13 protein-coding genes and 1 tRNA gene are annotated in these 17,427 nt (G+C 70.0%); 9 read left to right on the top strand and 5 right to left on the bottom strand.

All coding sequences use genetic code 11. The annotated features are described in order from the left end of the window. Window positions 1–4 precede the first annotated feature (4 nt). The 9 genes from SNOUR_RS18560 (at window position 5) to SNOUR_RS18585 (ending at window position 8,649) form a co-directional block, all read left to right on the top strand. Complete coding sequence (locus SNOUR_RS18560; protein WP_067348539.1) at window positions 5–2,674, top strand: lantibiotic dehydratase; 2,670 nt, start codon at window positions 5–7, stop codon at window positions 2,672–2,674. Beyond that, window positions 2,655–3,587, top strand: a complete 933-nt coding sequence (locus tag SNOUR_RS18565; protein WP_079142760.1) for a thiopeptide-type bacteriocin biosynthesis protein — start codon at window positions 2,655–2,657, stop codon at window positions 3,585–3,587. The genes SNOUR_RS18560 and SNOUR_RS18565 overlap by 20 nt, the downstream gene beginning before the upstream one ends. A 125-nt stretch (window positions 3,588–3,712) precedes the next feature. Next, window positions 3,713–3,868 (top strand): thiocillin/thiostrepton family thiazolyl peptide, encoded by a 156-nt coding sequence (locus SNOUR_RS43080; protein ID WP_073444393.1) that lies wholly within the window; start codon window positions 3,713–3,715, stop codon window positions 3,866–3,868. A 92-nt stretch (window positions 3,869–3,960) separates the two neighbouring features. Next, entirely contained in the window at window positions 3,961–4,116 is a 156-nt protein-coding gene (locus SNOUR_RS43085; protein ID WP_073444393.1) for a thiocillin/thiostrepton family thiazolyl peptide, read from the top strand. 104 nt (window positions 4,117–4,220) lie between these two features. Then, window positions 4,221–4,364 (top strand): thiocillin/thiostrepton family thiazolyl peptide, encoded by a 144-nt coding sequence (locus SNOUR_RS44685; RefSeq protein WP_099055836.1) that lies wholly within the window; start codon window positions 4,221–4,223, stop codon window positions 4,362–4,364. 121 nt (window positions 4,365–4,485) lie between these two features. Continuing rightward, complete coding sequence (locus SNOUR_RS18570) at window positions 4,486–5,619, top strand: hypothetical protein (protein WP_067348540.1); 1,134 nt, start codon at window positions 4,486–4,488, stop codon at window positions 5,617–5,619. A 20-nt stretch (window positions 5,620–5,639) separates the two neighbouring features. Next, a complete protein-coding gene (locus SNOUR_RS18575) occupies window positions 5,640–7,589 on the top strand; it encodes a RiPP maturation radical SAM C-methyltransferase (protein WP_067348542.1) in 1,950 nt (649 codons plus the stop codon). Between the two features lie 23 nt (window positions 7,590–7,612). Next, window positions 7,613–8,281 carry a DUF5825 family protein gene (locus tag SNOUR_RS18580; RefSeq protein WP_079143462.1) on the top strand — a complete coding sequence of 223 codons (669 nt, stop codon included), beginning with the start codon at window positions 7,613–7,615 and terminating at the stop codon, window positions 8,279–8,281. Between the two features lie 2 nt (window positions 8,282–8,283). Next, complete coding sequence (locus SNOUR_RS18585; protein WP_067348544.1) at window positions 8,284–8,649, top strand: hypothetical protein; 366 nt, start codon at window positions 8,284–8,286, stop codon at window positions 8,647–8,649. 139 nt (window positions 8,650–8,788) lie between these two features. Here the strand turns inward: SNOUR_RS18585 and nshR are convergent, their stop codons facing one another. The 5 genes from nshR to tmk all read right to left on the bottom strand — a co-directional run bounded on the left by nshR (window position 8,789) and on the right by tmk (window position 17,288). After that, window positions 8,789–9,598 (bottom strand): NshR/TsnR family 23S rRNA methyltransferase, encoded by an 810-nt coding sequence (gene nshR / locus SNOUR_RS18590; RefSeq protein WP_067348545.1) that lies wholly within the window; start codon window positions 9,596–9,598, stop codon window positions 8,789–8,791. 727 nt (window positions 9,599–10,325) lie between these two features. After that, window positions 10,326–10,399, bottom strand: a tRNA-Thr gene (locus tag SNOUR_RS18595). Window positions 10,400–10,480: 81 nt separating this feature from the next. Next, entirely contained in the window at window positions 10,481–12,088 is a 1,608-nt protein-coding gene (locus SNOUR_RS18600; protein ID WP_067348547.1) for an alpha/beta hydrolase, read from the bottom strand. A 303-nt stretch (window positions 12,089–12,391) separates the two neighbouring features. Beyond that, window positions 12,392–13,639 (bottom strand): DNA polymerase III subunit delta', encoded by a 1,248-nt coding sequence (locus SNOUR_RS18605; RefSeq protein WP_067348549.1) that lies wholly within the window; start codon window positions 13,637–13,639, stop codon window positions 12,392–12,394. A gap of 298 nt (window positions 13,640–13,937) precedes the next feature. After that, window positions 13,938–17,288, bottom strand: coding sequence for a dTMP kinase (tmk, locus tag SNOUR_RS18610; RefSeq protein ID WP_067348551.1), 3,351 nt, complete (start codon window positions 17,286–17,288; stop codon window positions 13,938–13,940). Window positions 17,289–17,427: the final 139 nt, after the last annotated feature.

A 17,427-nucleotide genomic window follows, 5' to 3' on the forward strand; every position in this document is an offset into this window, starting at 1 on the left:
TTTCGTGCGATCGGATGAGCCTTCACAGTCCCCGGCCGGGCCCACGGCGAGGGTCAGCCCCTACGTCCTGTTCCGGCGTAGTCGACTGCCTGTGGCCGGACTGGAGGACCTCCGGTTCGACGAGCCATGGGCCCGGATCGAGGAGAGCCGCCGCCTCCGGGAGGACTGTGCACGGCGGGCGGGCGACGTGTCCGACCGGCTGGCCGGATGCGTACCGCACGTGGATGCGTCGGTGCGATCCGAGCTCGTCCGGCTGCGCCGTGACATCTACAACCAGCGTGCCGAGCCGGCGGCTCGGCGGCTCGGCGTCGTGGAACCGCACCTCGACGCGGACACGCTCGCCGGGGTGCGGGAGTGGTCCGACCTCGTGCAGCGGACACGACGGTGCGAGGACGAGGCGCGGACGCTGTTCGAGGACAGGATGCGATCGGCGCGCGCCGGTTTCGCCCGCATCCTCGAACACGACTCGATGGCGAGGAGCATCCAGCTCTCGGGCGAGCAGCTCTACGAGAGCCTGCGCCGGTACACCTCGGGCGAAATGGGTTCGGTCAAGCCGAGCCGATCCCGGGTTCTGGAGTCCTCGCTGGTGAACTTCGCCTACCGCGCCGCGCTGAAGCCGTCTCCCTTCGGCCGGTTCACCGAGGTCGGAGCCTTCCCACCGGACCTGCCCGAGGTCGGCACCGCCGTGCCGGAGTCCCGCGCGTACTCGACGTCGACGCTGAACCGGGTGCTGGTGAACTGGCTGGCCGCCGGATTGCGACGGGCCGACGGTGGCATCGACCTCTGCAAGGTGCTGCTGAACTCGTCCCTGCGCGTGGACGACAAGAAGATCGAGTTCATCGGCCTCGTACCCGACTCCTCCGAGTACGGCCTCTCGGAGTCGGTCGTCCGGCTCAAGCGCGACAAGGTCGTCGACTGCCTCCTGACCGTCCTGGCCTCCGGCACGGCGTCGGTGCCGGAGGTGCTCCGTGCGCTGACCGTGTTGACCGGCAGCGACGCGACCAGCAGGAAGGCCCTGCGGGCCATGATGCGGATCGAGTTGCTGTACGTCAGCCCCGGCTTCGACGAGCAGGACCCCGAGTATTCCGAGAAGGTCGCCGGCGTCCTGCGCACCGGCACGACCCGGCCCGTATCCGTCCTGAGCGGTCATCTCGACACCCTCCGCGAAGTGGAGACGGAGCTCTCCGACGCGCCTGCGGAGAAGCGCGGGCTGCTGCTGAAGGCCGCGGAGCATGCGCTCACCGACATCGCCGAGGTCTGCAAGATGGACCCGCCCCCCGCGGAGATCTCCCGGGCACCGGTCTACGAGGACCTCTGGACGCCCGATCGGCCCGCGACCTGGAGCCAGGACGCCGTGGCCGCGAGCGTCCCCGCGCTGGAGAGCCTGTGGCGGCTGTCGTCGCTGCTCGACTACGGCCACACGAAGCGGTTGGGGATGTACCACTTCGCGGCCACCACGTACGGCGACCGCGAGACCGTGCCGTTCCTGACGTTCTTCGACAGGCTCGTATCGCTGTCCGAGAGCGAGCAGGACGCGGTGTTCTGGGGACATGAATCCGCCGCGGCCGAGGTCTTCGTCGCACAGCGCGCCCAGGCCCTGCGCGACATCGGCGAACAGCTCGTGCCCGAGGACGGCGTCGTCCGGATGACGCCCGAGGCACTCAAGGCCGCGTGCGCGGGAGTGGAGGACTGCGTCGACCCGGACTCGATCACCTTCCGCGTCCAGTTCGCGGGCGGCACACCGTCGCCGGACGTCGTGGTGAACGGCGTCCTGACCGGATACGGCGTCTACTTCTCACGCTTCAGCTCGTTCGTACAGGGATCCGCCGCCGACGACTGGACGCTTCGGACCGCCGTCCGGGAACACCTCCGGAAGGCATTCCCGGGGCAGGTGGACCTGAACATGGTCGCCGGCCTCAACTTCAACCTGCACCCGCCGCTCACCGACCGGGTGCTGAACTACCCCGGCACCTGGCCCACCTCACCGGAGATGAGGGCCTACAGCCTCGACAGGCTCGCGATCCGGATCGATCACGCCAACCGCGGTGTGCTCCTCTGGGACCCCGAGCTCGACGAGCAGGTTCACCTGGCCCCCATGAACTTCATGCTCCCCATCGTGGTTCCGGTCCTCTACAACCTGTTGGAAGTCCTGAGTCCGACGATCCGGTACAACTACGCGCCGATGGACGACATCGGCCGGGCGATGGGGCATCGCGGGTACCCCGGATCCTCGCCGCGGCTGGTGGTCGGTGAGGTCGTCGCCAGCCGGCGCACCTGGACGGTGCCCGCACGCGACATCCCCGAACTGGTCGAGCTGAGCAAGGACTCCTACCCGGCACTGCTCCGATTCGACCAGTGGCGCCGCGAACGGGGTCTGCCCCAGCACGCGTTCGTACTGACGCAGCGTCTGGACGAGTACAACCTGCTGTCCGGGCAGGTGGAGGAGATCCCGAGGGACTGGTCCGATTTCAGACATCTGACGCGGGCCAGTGTCCACAAGCCCATGTACGTCGACTTCCGCAACCCGTACCTGGTGCGGAGCTTCGCGAAGTCCGCGCTGACGCGGGACGACGTCTACGCGTCCATTCGAGAGTGCGTACCGGCCCCCGACGAGTACGGCGGTTCCGGGCCGGCGGCAGCAGAGGAGTTTTTCGTTGAGCTCTACCGAGACTGAGCGGACCGGTGAGTGGTCGCCGCTCCACATCCATCTGCCGATGTCGCTGCAGCCCGGCTTCCTGCGGGATGTGCTCCACCCCGTCGTGCGCGAGGCCGGGATCCGGAACCGCTTCTGGTACCTGCGGTACTGGCAGGGCGGTCCGCACATCAGAGTGCGGCTCCACGAGGCTTCGGAGGAGACCGTCGAGTCGGTACGCGGCAGGCTGGTCGCGGCGATGCCGGCCCTCGACGCCGAGCAGACCGCCGAGTACGCACAGCAGTCCTCCCACCAACCCGGCCTGGCCGCACTCGAAGGGGCGGAGCCCGTGGCGGTCAGGGCAGCGGGCACCGTCGAAGCAGCCGTCTACGCACCCGAGTACGCGAAGTACGGCGGCATCACGGGACTCCGCATCGCCGAAGAGCTCTTCCGCTCGACGTCGACCGCGGTCCTCGACCTCCTCGCCGGCCTGACGGATCGCCAACTCGCGGCCTCGCCGGCCGGGCCGGCCATGCGCGTCATGGCCATGTCCCTCAGGGGCTCCGGGCTGGACCCGGAGCAGAGCCAGGACTTCCTCAGCCGTTACGAGGAGGACTGGCGAAGATGGGTGCCGCCCGGCTATGACGAGAAGTGGGCCGGGATGTACGAGAAGACGCGAAGCAGGGTGACGAGCCTGTGCAGTGCGGTCTGGCGGGACGGGGTCACCGACGTTTTCCACGAGACCTATGCCAGAGCTTTGAAGTCCACCCAGGCTGCACAGGTCACCTCGGCGGGCGATGACCTCGCGGAACTCGTCCTCGAAGAAACGCCGTATGCCCACTGCCTGGCCAACTACATTCACACCACCAACAACCGCCTCGGGATCCTTCCGGTTGCCGAGGCGTTTCTGGCCTATGTCATCCGTCGTTCCCTGGCGGAAATGGAGGCGGCGTGACGCAGCATGGGCTTTCGTTTGCCGTCGGGCCGAATGAAAGCAATCTTTTTCCTGAAAGGGTCTTCCCATACGACCGTCCTATTCTGGTACGGTGAAAATCTAGTCGCGGAGGGGGGTGATTCCAAGTGGATTCCACGCAGGAGCTCGACCTGAACGCGCTGGAGATCTCGGATCTGATTGAGGATTCGAACTACAGTGATGAGACGCTGTCGCAGGCCATGGCAGCGTCGACCACGACCACCGGCTGCACGACCAGTTCGTGTTCGTCTTCGTCGTCCTGACCTGGCACCTAGACGGGTCGCTGCCACCGGGCACTGAAATACGCGCCCGCCGGCAGTCGCCTTTCCGAATAAAGGAAAGGAGGTGATTTCGAATGGATTCCACGCAGGAGCTGGACCTCAACGCGCTGGAGATCTCGGATCTGATTGAGGATTCGAACTACAGTGATGAGACGCTGTCGCAGGCTATGGCAGCGTCGACCACGACCACCGGCTGCACGACCAGTTCGTGTTCGTCTTCGTCGTCCTGACCGGCAGCTAGAAATGCCGCTGCCGTCGGGCGCCATTCGACGAGTGCGCGCCCGACGGCGGCGACCTTTCCGGGTACAGGAAGGGGGGTAATTCCGTGGATTCCATGCAGGAGCTCGACCTGAACGCGCTGGAGATCTCGGATCTGATTGACGATCTGGGCCACAGCGAAGAGGAGCTGTCGCAGGTCATGGCGGCGTCGTGCGTGGGCTGCGCCGGCTCGTGCAGCTCGACGTCCTCGTCGTCCTGACCGGCGGCTGGGAAGGTCGCTGCCGCCGGGCACTGTCGGACCAGTGCGCGCCCGCCGGCAGCGACGCACCGGGGGCCTTTGATTCTCCTCGGCAAGGCGCATCGTGACTGTGGAGGTTCGTGTGCACGTCTTTGTGACGATCCCCCTCGACGAGGGTGGCGCGACGGTGACGCGGAGCATCCGCGGTTTCCTCACCGACCTGTTCGGGCCGGAGCAGCCGGCCTGGCCCGGTGACTACTACTTCGTGCGCACCTGGGACCGGGCGAGTGGGCGCGACTGCCTCCAGGTCAGCCTCCAGTCGGACACGGCCACGGCCGACGAGGCGCGTGACCGGCTCCAACGCGCGGCGGACGCCCACGACTTGCGGCCGACCGTGGCGGAGCTCCCCTTCGAGGAGATCCCCTCACCGTTGTGGAACTCCGGGATCGGCGGGGACGGGTTCGACGCCGCGGCCAAGAGCCTCTACCGCGCCGTGGCGCCCCTCCTCTCCCGGAGCGTGTCGGCGATCGGCGACGACACCACGAAGGCGTACCTGCTGGCGCTGAACCTGATGGTCGCGAACGCGGGCGCCACCGTGCTGGAGTCCGAACAGCGACGGCTGTCCTCCCGCGGCTTCGACGAGCTGCTCAGTCTGCGCATGCTCAGCTATCGCTCGCACTACGAGGGCGCCAAGAACGCGCTGGCCAAGGACCCCGATTCCTTCGAGCGTCGCTGCGCGGCGTACTACGACAAACTCGGCACACATGTCCGGGAATCCATCCGTAGCTGGGCGGCGTCACCGGTGCCCGCCCTCGATGACGAGCCGGCACGCGCCTGGGTGGATGTCGTACGGCAACACTTCGGAGCATTGCGCGAGGAGTGCCGCGCCGGCCGCATCGCCCATTTCGGCCGCACCCTCGACGACTTCCACGAGCACCCCGACGATCACCTGCCGCCCAGCAGCTTCCACGCGAAGAAGCTGTCTGCGGAAATGTCGGATCTGCTGCATCGGAGCCCGGATTTCCTGGCGTACCGAATTCAGGCGAGCCTGCTGTACAGCTGCCTCCACACGATGGGGTTCAGCCTGGCCGAACGGTTCCTGTTCTGCTATCTCCTCGCGCGCGCCAACGAGGAAGTTTCGGGAAGGACCACCGAGGAGTTGGCGCAGGGACTCGACGCCGTCGCCCGGGAGATCGCGAATCGGCAGCCTGTCACCACGGGCCGCCGGGATCAGGCGCACCATGAATCCGGTGAAGAAATTGTCAAGCAGATCTAGGAATTAGCGGGGGGAGAATCATGCGCATTACGCTCGTCAATGTTCCGTGGAGTCCGATCGGGTTTCCGTCGGTGGCTCTCGGCCTGCTCAAGAGCCTCACCCTCAAGGAGTTTCCCGACGCCCAGGTCGACGTGGTGTACGGCAACCTCGACTTCGTCGACTGGATCACCTCTCGCCGCCCCGACTTCAATTACGAGGACTACCGCTACTACGACCTCGAAAGCTGCTACATCGGGACCGGGGACTGGGTGTTCTCCTCGGCCCTCTATCACGATCCGAAGTGGAAGGTGCCGGAGTTCCTGGAGCAGTTCGGCCCGCGGTCGGAGACCGTGCACGGACAGGAGCTGGCGCACGGCACGACCGAGGAAAACCAGATGCAGACCACGCTCTGGCTGCACGAACACGTCGAGGAGTTCACCGACGAACTCGCCCGCCGGATCGTCGCCGGCGAACCCGATATCGTCGGCTTCACGACCACGTTCCAGACCCTCACCGCATCGATGGCGGTCGCCCGGCGGGTCAAGGAACTCTCGCCCCGTACGGTGACCGTGTTCGGCGGCGCCAACTGCGAAGGGTCGATGGGCGAGGCGCTGCACCGCAACTTCGACTTCGTCGACTACGTGGTCCGCGGCGAGGGCGAGCTGGCCTGGCCGGGGCTGCTGCGCTCGCTGACCGCGGACGAGGCGGCCTTCGAGACCGTACCGGGGCTGTGCTGGCGGGACGAGAGCGGATCCTCGGTGCACAACGCGGTGAGCACCAAGCCACTGCCACCCGCCGCGATGGTGCTGCCTCACTACGACGAATACGTCGAGCAGTTCACGAAGTCACACGCCCGGTTCTGGCTGGAGCCCAGGCTGATCCTCGAGAGTTCCCGCGGCTGCTGGTGGGGCGAGAAGCACCACTGCACCTTCTGCGGCCTGAATGGCGCCAGCATGATGTTCCGCAGCAAGCGGCCCGACCAGTTCATCGACGACCTCGTGACGCTCGCCAGGCGCCACCGGATCCTCGACGTGATGCTCGTGGACAACATCCTGGACATGGCCTACCTGGACTCGATGCTTCCCGCGCTCGCCGAGGCCGAGATCGACCTGCGGCTGATGTACGAGATCAAGGCCAATCTGCGCTACGAGCAACTCGAGGTCATCTCGAAGGCCGGCGTGGTCTGCGTCCAGCCCGGGATCGAGAGCCTGAACAGCAAGGTGCTCAAGCTCATGGACAAGGGCGTCTCCGGCTGCCTGAACGTGCGCGTGCTCCGGGACGCCGAGTCGCTGGGCCTGACCGTCGCATGGGCCTACCTCTACGGCTTCCCCGGGGAGACCGACGAGGACTACGCCAAGGTCATCGAGCAGTTCCCCGCGCTGCACCACCTGGAGCCGGCCGGCGGCGACGACCGGCTCGCGGTCCAGCGCTTCGCTCCGTACTTCGAGAACCCCTCGCTCGGCTTCCACGAGCGGTGGGCGGCCCCTCAGTACGGACTCACCTACGACCTTCCCGAGAAGGAACTGTTCGACATCGCGTACATCTTCAAAGCGACGCACCAAGGCATCGGGAACGACATGGCGTGGAAACTGCGCGCCGCCATGGACACATGGCGCGACGCGCACTGGCACAGCCAACTGTCGTACTTCGAGACCGAGGAGAGCATCACGCTCACCAACACCCGGCCGGGCTTCGACTGGGACGTCGTCCAGCTCACCACCGACGTCGAGATCGCGCTCTTCCGACTGCTCGACCAGCCGAGGTCGCTCCCGTACCTGGAGCGCGAGTGCGCGAAGCGGTTCGGGCAGACGGACGTCGGCGCCGTGATCGACCGGTGGATGGAGCTGGGTCTGCTCTTCACGGACGACGGCCGCCTGATCCACGTCGTCACCAAGGACCGCAACCAGAGGTTCATGCAGATCCGGGTGGGCCAGGGACTGGCGGCGCGGTCGGAGGCCGACCGCCCGTCCCCCGAGTCCGTAGCAGTGTGAGAGGCAAGACTGCCATGCCGACGATGAACGATGCCGCGACCGTTCCCGACAACGGGTTCGACGTCCGGTTCAGCATGTGGCGCCACGGTGAGCCGACGGTACGCGCGTTGCCGCACATGCACCTCGGCGACCGCGTGCTGGGCGGGGACGTCGCGGACGAGGCGCGCCGGGTCCACGAGTCCGGCGCGCGGTTCGTGTCGATCGAGCCCGTCGTCGATCTCGGTGGACGAGTCGGGACGGAGCACGTCATCCCCGCGCTCTCCTTCATCCGCGATCTCACCAGCTACGGCGTGGAAGTGGACTGGCGGGCACAGCTGACGGTGCCGGACGGTCCCGAGTGGTGGGTGTTCAGCCACCTCTTCCCCCCGTCGGACCTGGAGGGGCCGCGCGGCGCCGAGGCACTGAAGATATGGCGGGCGAGGTACCACGTGGGCAGGTGCTTCTTCCGTCGCGGTCCCGGGTTCCTGCAGATCCGGGACCGGCGCCACGCCGGTCTGCGCCGGCTCACGGTCTCGGACGCCGCCTATGTCTCCGCGGTCGAGTCGCTGGCGGCCGACCGCGGAGCGGACTCCGTGCCGGCCGCGGCGATGTCGGCGTTCGAGAAGCATCACCTGGCCATCCGGATCGGCGCCGGCGTCTGGTGGGCGCCGTACCGTCTGCGGCGCTGGGCTTCGCCGTCCTGGGAGGTATGAGCATGTACGTCAGCATCGTCCTCTGGAACCTGAAGAACTCGAAAGCCACGGTCGAGGACCTTCGCGAGTACCTGCGTGACTACGCGGTGGACGCGTTCTCCACGCTCAAGGGGATGCGGATGAAGACCTGGTTCGCGGACGCCGAGAGGGGCTACTGGGGGGCGGTGTACCTCTGGGACGGCGTCAACATGCAGAACCCGCTGTCGGTCAGCCGGGCGATCGACATCATCGGCTACCCGCCGACGTCCACGAGCGTCTTCGCGGTCGAGGCGATCGCGGAAGGCGACAGCGTGATCGAGTCGTTCGCGGGCATCGGCCGCGCCTTCGAGGAGGCGTCCACCACGGACCCTGTCGGTGAATCGGCGTAACCGTTCCTGACACCGTCGGCTTCGACCTGGCGGAAAAACCCGTCGACCTCGATACGTCGGTGGTGATCACTGCTCTACGAGGTGGTCACCACCGACGAATCGAGGTCGAGGAACCGAATGTCCCAGAGAACCTAGGCGCTCATCGGTGGGCCGCGAGATTCCTGTCGATCCTCTCGTGCAGCGCGATACCGAGCGAGACGGAGACATTGAGGGACTCGGTCGCGCTGATCATGGGAATCGAAACCGAGGCGGAAGCTGCTTTCTCGAACAGCTCGGAAGGCCCTTCCTTCTCGCTGCCGAACAACAAGGCCAGCCGATCGGGAATGTCCCCGAGGTCCTTCACGGAAAGCTTGCCGCTTGCGGTGAGCGTCGTCAGCCGCATACCGCTGTCCCGAATGAAGGCGATGGCCTCCTCGCGACCGGAGAGGACGACGGGAAGCGAGAAGACGTAACCTCGACTGGCCCTTTGCAGACGCCGGTCCGCGATGCTGGTGATATCGCTGTCGACCAGGATGATCCCCGACGCTCCGAGCGCGAGCGACGTGCGCACTATCGCGCCGATGTTCCCGACGATCTTCACCCCGTCGAGAACGACGACGTCCCCGCTGAGGTCTGCGATATCACTGAACTTGGCCGGGCGAGGAACGCGGGCGATGCCGAACGTCTTGGGCTTCCGGTCCCCCTTGAACAACTGATTGACGATCGACGAGTCGATGAGGCGGACCGCGATGTTCTGCCGCCTGCACAGAGCCAGCAACTCGGCTGAAAAAGGAGTGCTGTCGCTACCGTAGACCTCGATGAACTGCACTCCGGCCGAGATGGACTGCATGAGGGTCTCGGTGTCCTCGATCAACGTTGTCTTTATGTTGGATCGCGAGGACTTGGTGACATCGATGATCCGCTGCACCGCGGGATCGGATGCATGTGTGATGGTGTCCAACTCAGTCATGGTCGTCCTACCGGCTGCTGTGTTCAGTGAGGCGATTCCTGGGGTGCGACGCCCTCGTGACGATGGCCCGCGGATGGCTGCGCTGACTGGGCATCACAAACGCGAGGGGAATTCGTCGCGATCTGGCAAAAATCCCCGCTCTCCCCATCCGAGGCCCGCGCGGTCTCTCCCCGCACACGAAGTATTCGCCCAGGTCATACATTCCTGGGCTGCATCGAGCCAGTTCTTTTGATGCTAGCAAGGTCTCGTTCGCCCCGCGAGCGCCCGGGGCCGTCGCGGCCGCCCCGACCACGACGACGAGTTCGTCGCCGTCGCCCCCCAGGGGCCACACCGGTAAGCGCCGGGGCCAACTCACCGGCCCGACAACGGAGTTCGTCCGACCTGACGCGCTCCATGCCGAGTGACGACTCCATGAACCGGAAACCAGCGCCCCCCGTTCCACGGGCCCCCCTAAGAGCGCTTCAACCACACGCCTTTGATGCCCCGTGGACGCACTCCGGGACCGCCCACTCGCCACCCAACGGCAATCACCCGCCCGCCCACCGCCCTGGACGCTCGCCGCACGTCCGCCGCACGCTTCGCTGCACACCTGTTCACCGGCCGCCCGCCGGCGGCGATCACGACGCCCCAGAAGGCGCCCCAGAAGTGGGGACCCATCGCCACACAGCGATCCCTCCCGAAAAGCACAAACCCCAGGTCACAGGGTATGTGACCTGGGGTTTCCCTGAGCCGCCTTCGGGATTCGAACCCGAGACCTACGCATTACGAGTGCGTTGCTCTGGCCAACTGAGCTAAGGCGGCGTGGTGCGCGGCCCAGTCTACACAGGAGCGAGGGGTGCTCTGTACTCGGTTCGGGCGAGGGTCAGGCTGGTGTGGGGCGGGTCACGTGCAGCGTTTGTTCTTGGCGGGCGGGGTGCCTTCGAGGAGGTAGGTGTTGACGGCGGTGTCGACGCAGTCGCTGCCGCGGCCGTAGGCGGTGTGGCCGTCGCCGACGTAGGTGAGGAGGGTGGCGCTGGAGAGCTGGGCGGACAGGCCCTTGGCCCAGGTGTACGGGGTGGCCGGGTCGCGGGTGGTGCCGACGACGACGATCGGGTCGGCGCCCTTGGCCTCGATGCGGTGGGTCTGGCCGCTGGACTTGACCGGCCAGTACGCGCAGCTCAGGGCGGACCAGGCGAAGTTGTCGCCGAAGACCGGGGATGCCTTGCGGAAGGCGGGCAGGGCGGCGTGGACCTGGTCGGCGCCGGTGAAGGCCGGCGGGAGGTCGAGGCAGTTGACGGCCGGGTTGGCGTACATCTGGTTGGCGTAGTGGCCCGAGGCGTTGCGCTCGTAGTAGCTGTCGGAGAGGGCCAGCAGCCCGCGGCCGTCGCCGGCCTTGGCCTGGGCGAGGGACGCGCGCAGCAGCGGCCAGGTCCCCTGGTCGTACATCGCGGCGATCACGCCCGTGGTGGCGAGGGACTCGGTGAGCTTGCGGTCCTGGCCGGTCTCGGCCGGGTGGGCGTCCAGCTTCTTGAAGAGGGCGGAGAGCTGTCGGCCGGCGTCCTCGGCGCTCTTGGTGCCGAGCGGGCAGTCCTTCTTCTTGACGCACTCGGCGGCGAACGCGGTGAAGGCGGTGTTGAAGCCGGCGGTCTGGTCGAGGTTGATGGTGCGGGAGTCCAGCGACGGGTTCATCGCGCCGTCGAGGACCAGGCGGCCGGCGCGGGTCGGGTAGAGGCCAGCGTAGGTCGCGCCGAGGAAGGTGCCGTAGGAGGCGCCCATGTAGGTCAGTTTCCTGTCGCCCAGGACGGCGCGCAGGACGTCCATGTCGCGGGCCGCCTCGACGGTGGAGACGTGCGGCAGCAGCTTGCCGGACCGGGCCTCGCAGCCCTTGGCGAAGTTGCGGTCGGCGGTGACGAGCTGGGAGACCTCGGCGGGGGTGTCGGGAGTGGTGTCGGTCTGGGTGAAGCGGTCCATCTGCGGGTCGGTGAGGCATTCGACCGGCTCGCTGCGGGCGACGCCGCGCGGGTCCATGGCGACCAGGTCGTAGCGCGCCCGGACCGCGGCCGGCTGGGGCGCGTACTTCTGGAGGTAGTCGATCGCCGAGCCGCCGGGGCCGCCCGGATTGATCATGAGGGAGCCGAGCCGGTCACCGGGGCCGGTGGCCTGCTTGCGAGCCACCGCCAGCTTCAGGTCGGTGGCCGTGCTGGGCTTGGCGTAGTCCAGGGGCGCCTTCATCGTCGCGCACTGGAAGCCCGCCACTCCGCAGTCGTGCCAGCTCAGCTTCTGGTCGTAGTACGGGCGGAGGTTGTCCGGGATGGCCGTGGGGAGCGGTTGGAGCGGGGAGGCGGCGGACCCCGGGCGGTCGGCGCCGGCCTCCGTCGAACGGTCCGGGGATCCGGCGGAACCGGGGGACGACGACGTCCCCGACGAACAGCCGGAGAGCAGCAGGGCGAGGGCCGCGGCGGCAGCGGCCGCGGTGGTGGCGGTGGAGCGGAACAGGCGGCTGGGCGGCATGGCGGTCCCTTGGTGTCGGTCCCAGGTGGCGGGGTTCCCGGTGGTGGCCTGTGTGGCGTTCCTGGTGGCGGTGGTGGCTCCTCGACGGTGGCGGTCCGGCGCTCGGCACCCGTCCCGGTTCCCCGGGACCGGTTCGTCGGCCCCGGTCTCCCGGTCCCGGTTCTCCGGTTGTGGATGCGTAGTTGTGGATGCGCGGCCCCGGCTCCCCGTCGTCGGTTCGCGGCTTCAGGTCACCAACGGAGCGTATCCATACATGAACGATGTGTGCGCGGCGATCGTGCGACCGGTGGACCGACGGGCGACTCAGCCCGCCCGCAGCGCGACCGTCATGGCTTCGACGGCGAGCAGCGGGGCGACGTTGCGCTCCAGGGCCTCCCGGCAGGCGATCACCGCTTCTATACGGCGCAGGGTGCGCTCGGCGGTGGAGGTGGTGGCGATGCGTCGGACGCTGTCGCCGACCTCGTCGTTGGAGAGCGGGACGGATGCCCCCATCTGGACGGCGAGGACATCGCGGTAGAAGGCGGTGAGGTCGACCAGGGCGAGGTCGAGGCTGTCGCGCTGGGTACGGGTCGAGCGGCGCTTCTGCTTGTCCTGGAGCTCCTTCATGGCGCCCGCGGTGCCCCGGGGCAGCCGACCGCCGGTGCCGGCCGCGGCGCCGAGGGCGGCGCGCATCTCCTCGGTCTCCTTGGCGTCGATCTCCTCGGCGACCTGCTTGGCGTCCTCGCCGGCGGCGTCGATCAGCTCCTGGGCGGCCTTGAGGCAGCCGCCGATGTCGTCGATGCGGAGCGGAAGCTTCAGGACGGCCGCCCGGCGGGTCCGGGCCCGCTCGTCGGTGGCGAGCCGGCGGGCCCGGTCGATGTGTCCCTGGGTGGCGCGGGCGGCGCGGGCGGCGGTCTCCGGGTCGATGCCGTCGCGCCGCACCAGGAGCTCGGCGACCGCGCCGACCGACGGCGTGCGGAGAGAGAGGTGGCGGCAGCGCGAGCGGATCGTGGGGAGGACGTCCTCGATGGAGGGCGCGCACAGCAGCCAGACCGTACGGGGCGCGGGCTCCTCGACGGCCTTCAGGAGGACGTTGCCCGCGCCCTCGGTGAGGCGGTCGGCGTCCTCCAGGACGATCACCTGCCAGCGACCGCCGGCCGGGGAGAGCGAGGCCCGGCGGACCAGGTCGCGGGTCTCTTTGACGCCGATGGAGAGCAGGTCGGTACGGACGATCTCGACGTCGGCGTGGGTGCCGACCAGGCTGGTGTGGCAGCCGTCGCAGAAGCCGCAGCCGGGGCCGCCCCCGAGGGCGCGGTCCGGGCTGACGCACTGGAGGGCCGCCGCGAAGGCGCGGGCGGCGGTGGCCCGGCCGGCACCGGGCGGGCCCGTGAACAGCCAGGCGTGCGTCATCTGGGAGGCGCCGGTCCGCTCCGGCGCGGCCGTCGCCGGCGCGCCGGCCGCGGCCTGCCGCGCCGCGCTCTCGGCGGTCACGAGGGCGTCCGCATCGCGTGCGGCGGCGTCGAGCTGCGCCGTCACCCGGTCCTGGCCGACCACGTCGTCCCATACCGCCATCGCTGCTGCCGTCCTGTCCGTTCCGCGTGTGTGCTGCTGGGGTCGCCGCACGGCCGCACCGACCCGACCGTGCCGCGGGAAGGTCGCGCGAGCGCCGCCGCGGGCCCGTCGCCGCGCCGGGCCCGCCCGGACCCGTCCGTCACGACCCGTTCCCTACCCATTGTGGTGCACCCCACTGACAACCGGTCCCCCGCCGGTCCGGCCCCGCGCCCGGCACGAGGAACGGCCGTGGCCGCAGCGCGAATGCTGCGGCCACGGCCGTTCCTGCGTCATCCCGGGGCTGCCGGCCCCCGTCCGGTCAGCCGCGCCGGCCCCGGCGGCCGTTGCCGCCCGTGCCGTGGTCGGCGTCGTCGTCCGCGCGCGGGCCGAGGAGCTCGTCGGCGAGGGTCGGCAGGTCGTCCAGCGGCGTCTCCTCCGCCCACTCGGGGCGGGGGCGTCCGCGCCGCGGGGACTCCGCGGGACGGCCGGTCTCCGGATCGACCTGCGGCAGCTCCCGGGTCCGCTCGGCACCCCGCTCGGCCGCGCCGGCGTCCCGGCCCGCGCCGTTCTCCTGGGCGAACATCCACGGCGGCACCCGGTCCGCCGGGTCGTCCTCCCGGACCGGCGGCAGCACGGCGGTCTCCTCGGAGTCCGCGCCGCCTCCCTGGTGCGCGCGCCGGGCGTCGTCCCGTACGGGCGGCAGGACCGCGGTCTCGTCCGCCTGGCCGTGCGCCTCCCGCGGCTCGGGCCGCGGCAGCGCCGCCGTCCGCTCGCCGTCCGGGGCGGCGCCGGAGCCGGTGCCCGCATCGGAGCGGCTCTCGGCCACGGCCCCGGAAGCACCCGACGAACCGGCAGAACCGTCGGAACCCGCAGAACCGGAGGCCCCGGAGGAAGACCCACCGCGTCCGGCACTCGTCCCCGGGTCGCCCTCCGCCGCGATCCGCTTCCGCAGCTGCGTCACGTCCGTCTCCGCGGTCGGCGCCTCGGCCGCCTGGCGGGCCTCCGCCTTGGCCTTCGCCTCGGCGGCGGCCGCCGCCTCCGCCGCCGCGATCCGGGCCTGCTCGGCGCGCAGCAGCGCCTCCTCGGCCTTGCGCTGCTTCTCCAGGCGGCGCTCCTCGGCCTCCTGGCGCAGCCGCACCTGCTCCTCGTGCTCCTTGCGCAGCCGCTCTTGCTCGGCCTGGCGGGCCTTCTCCTCGGCCTCGCGCCGCTTGCGCTCCTCCTCCGCCGCCTGGCGGGCCTCCTCGGCGCGCTTGCGGGCCTCCTCGGCCTGGCGGGCGGCCTCCCGGGCCTTGGCCTCCTCGGCCTCCCGCCGCTTGCGCTCCTCCTCTTCGGCGCGCAGCTTGGCGAGCTGCTCCTGGCGCTCCCGCTCCCGGCGCTCCTCCTCGGCCTTGCGCGCGGCCTCCTCCTCGGCCTTGCGGCGGGCCTCCTCCTCGGCCGCCTTACGGGCCTCTTCCCGGGCCTCGATCTCGGCCTCGGACAGCGGGAGGACCTGGTCGAGCCGGTGCCGGAGGACGGTGGTGATGGCCTCCGGCTCCTGGGCGGCGTCGACGACCAGATAGCGCGCGGGGTCGGCGGCGGCCAGGGTGAGGAAGCCGCTGCGCACCCGCTCGTGGAACTCGGCCGGCTCCGACTCCATGCGGTCCGGCGCCTCGGTGAAGCGCTCGCGGGCCGCGTCCGGGGCGATGTCCAGCAGGACGGTCAGGTGCGGGACCAGGCCGCCGGTCGCCCAGCGGTTGATCCGGGCGATCTCCGTGGGCGCGAGGTTGCGGCCAGCGCCCTGGTAGGCCACCGAGGAGTCGATGTAGCGGTCGGTGATCACCACCGCGCCGCGCTCCAGCGCGGGCCGGACGACGCTGTCGACGTGCTCGGCCCGGTCGGCGGCGAACATCAGCGCCTCGGCGCGGTCGGAGAGACCGGACGTGGACACGTCCAGGATGATCGCGCGCAGCCGCTTGCCGATGGCGGTGGCGCCCGGCTCCCGGGTCACCACGACCTCGTGGCCCTTGCCGCGGATCCACTCCGCCAGCGCCTCGACCTGGGTGGACTTCCCGGCCCCGTCGCCGCCCTCCAGGGCGATGAAGAAGCCGGTGGCCGCGGTGGTCTGCGCCGGGTCGCCGCCGCGCACCGCCTCCCGCAGGTCGTGCCGGAGCGGAACGCCCTGCCGGTCGTCGGTCTTGCCCAGCACCCAGGCGGCGACCGGCAGCAGCAGCGCGCCGACCAGCATCAGCGTGTACGCGGCGCCGCCGTGCGCGAAGACGAAGGCTCCGCTGCCGATCTGGTGCCGGCCGATGAGCCCGGCCAGCAGGGGCGCGACGATCGCGGCCAGCCCGATGGCGAGCCGGACGACGGCCTGCAGGTGCTCGGTCGTCCGGGCGGTGCGGAACGCCTCGGTCTCCTGGTCCAGCAGGGCGTGGCCCGTATTGGCGGCGACGCCGGCGCCGAGCCCGGCCAGCAGCGCGAGCAGCAGCACCGTCGTGGTGTCCGGGACCAGCCCCATGGCCAACAGCAGCAGACCGGTGGCGGCGATCGCCAGGGCGAGCAGCCGGCGCCGGGAGAACCCGGGCAGCACCTTGCGGGCGCCGCGGATACCGAGGGCCGTACCGCCGGTCAGCGCGAGCACCAGCAGCGCGTAGCCGGCCGGCCCGGCGCCCAGGTCGGCGGCGTGCAGGACGGCGAGCACGGCGGCCGCGGCGATCGCGGCGGCCACCGCGGCGCAGGCCAGCACCAGCAGTGGGATGGCGCCGGTACGGCCCCGCTCCGAGCCGGAGCCGGTGCTGGCCGCGGCCGAGGTGCCCTTCGGACGGCGCAGCCCCTCCAGCGGGGAGCGCGGCCGCGGCGTCTGCCCGTCGGGCAGCTCGATGAAGTAGAGGATCGACACGGACGCGGCGAACAGTCCGGCCGCGAGGTACGAGCCGAGCGCCGCCTGGTGCAGGTGGAACCACTCCACGCCGGTCCCCAGCAGCCTCCCGACCAGCGCGCAGACCACCAGGGCGGCGGCCGCGATCGGCATGGCGACGAAGCTGGTGCGCAGCGACAGCCGGCGCAGTGCGTCCATGTTGTCGGGCAGCGGCCGGACGGCGGCGCCCTCCAGGGGCGGCGCGGGCAGCAGGGCCGGCGCGGCGCTCTCCCGGGCGACCGTCCAGAAGCGCTCGGCGACGCCGCTGACGAAGACCGTCACCAGCAGCCAGGCCAGGGCGCTGGTGGGCGTCCAGTCGATCCACAGGGGGGCGATGATCAGCAGCGCGAGCCGCAGCCCGTCCGCGACGATCATCGTCCAGCGGCGGTCCAGCGGCCCGTCGGACGGGGGTCCCCCCGCGCGTTTGGCAGCGGGGGAGGTGAGCGCGGACAGCGGCCCCAGCAGGACGGCCCCGAAGAGCAACGTCGCCAGCATCCGTACGCCGAAGACGGCGGTGACCGCGAGGGCGGCGCCGCGGTAGCCGCCGCCGAACACGGCCTGGCCGCCCAGCGGTACGTACAGCGCCGCCTGAAGGGCGAGGAGTACCAGGACAAGCAAGGACAGGGCATCGCCGATACCCCCGACGAACTGGGCGCTCCACAGCCGCTTCAGTGGGGGGAAGCGGAGCAGGGCTCGTACGGCGCGCTCGCGGGAATCGGCTGCGAGGGCGTCTGCGGTGGGGGTCACGACCGTTGGCTGCTCGGCACGCGTCATCTCGCCAGCCTATCGGGACGGAACACTCCACTGGGCGCCTGCCCGAACAAACGGGCGGCTGAGCGGGAGCGCGAAAGGGCGGGCCGGCGGAGGGTGTCCGCCGGCCCGCCCTTGTCCCGCGCCGGACCACGCCGGGCAG

This window comes from Streptomyces noursei ATCC 11455, assembly GCF_001704275.1.
Classification (GTDB): Bacteria; Actinomycetota; Actinomycetes; order Streptomycetales; family Streptomycetaceae; genus Streptomyces; species Streptomyces noursei.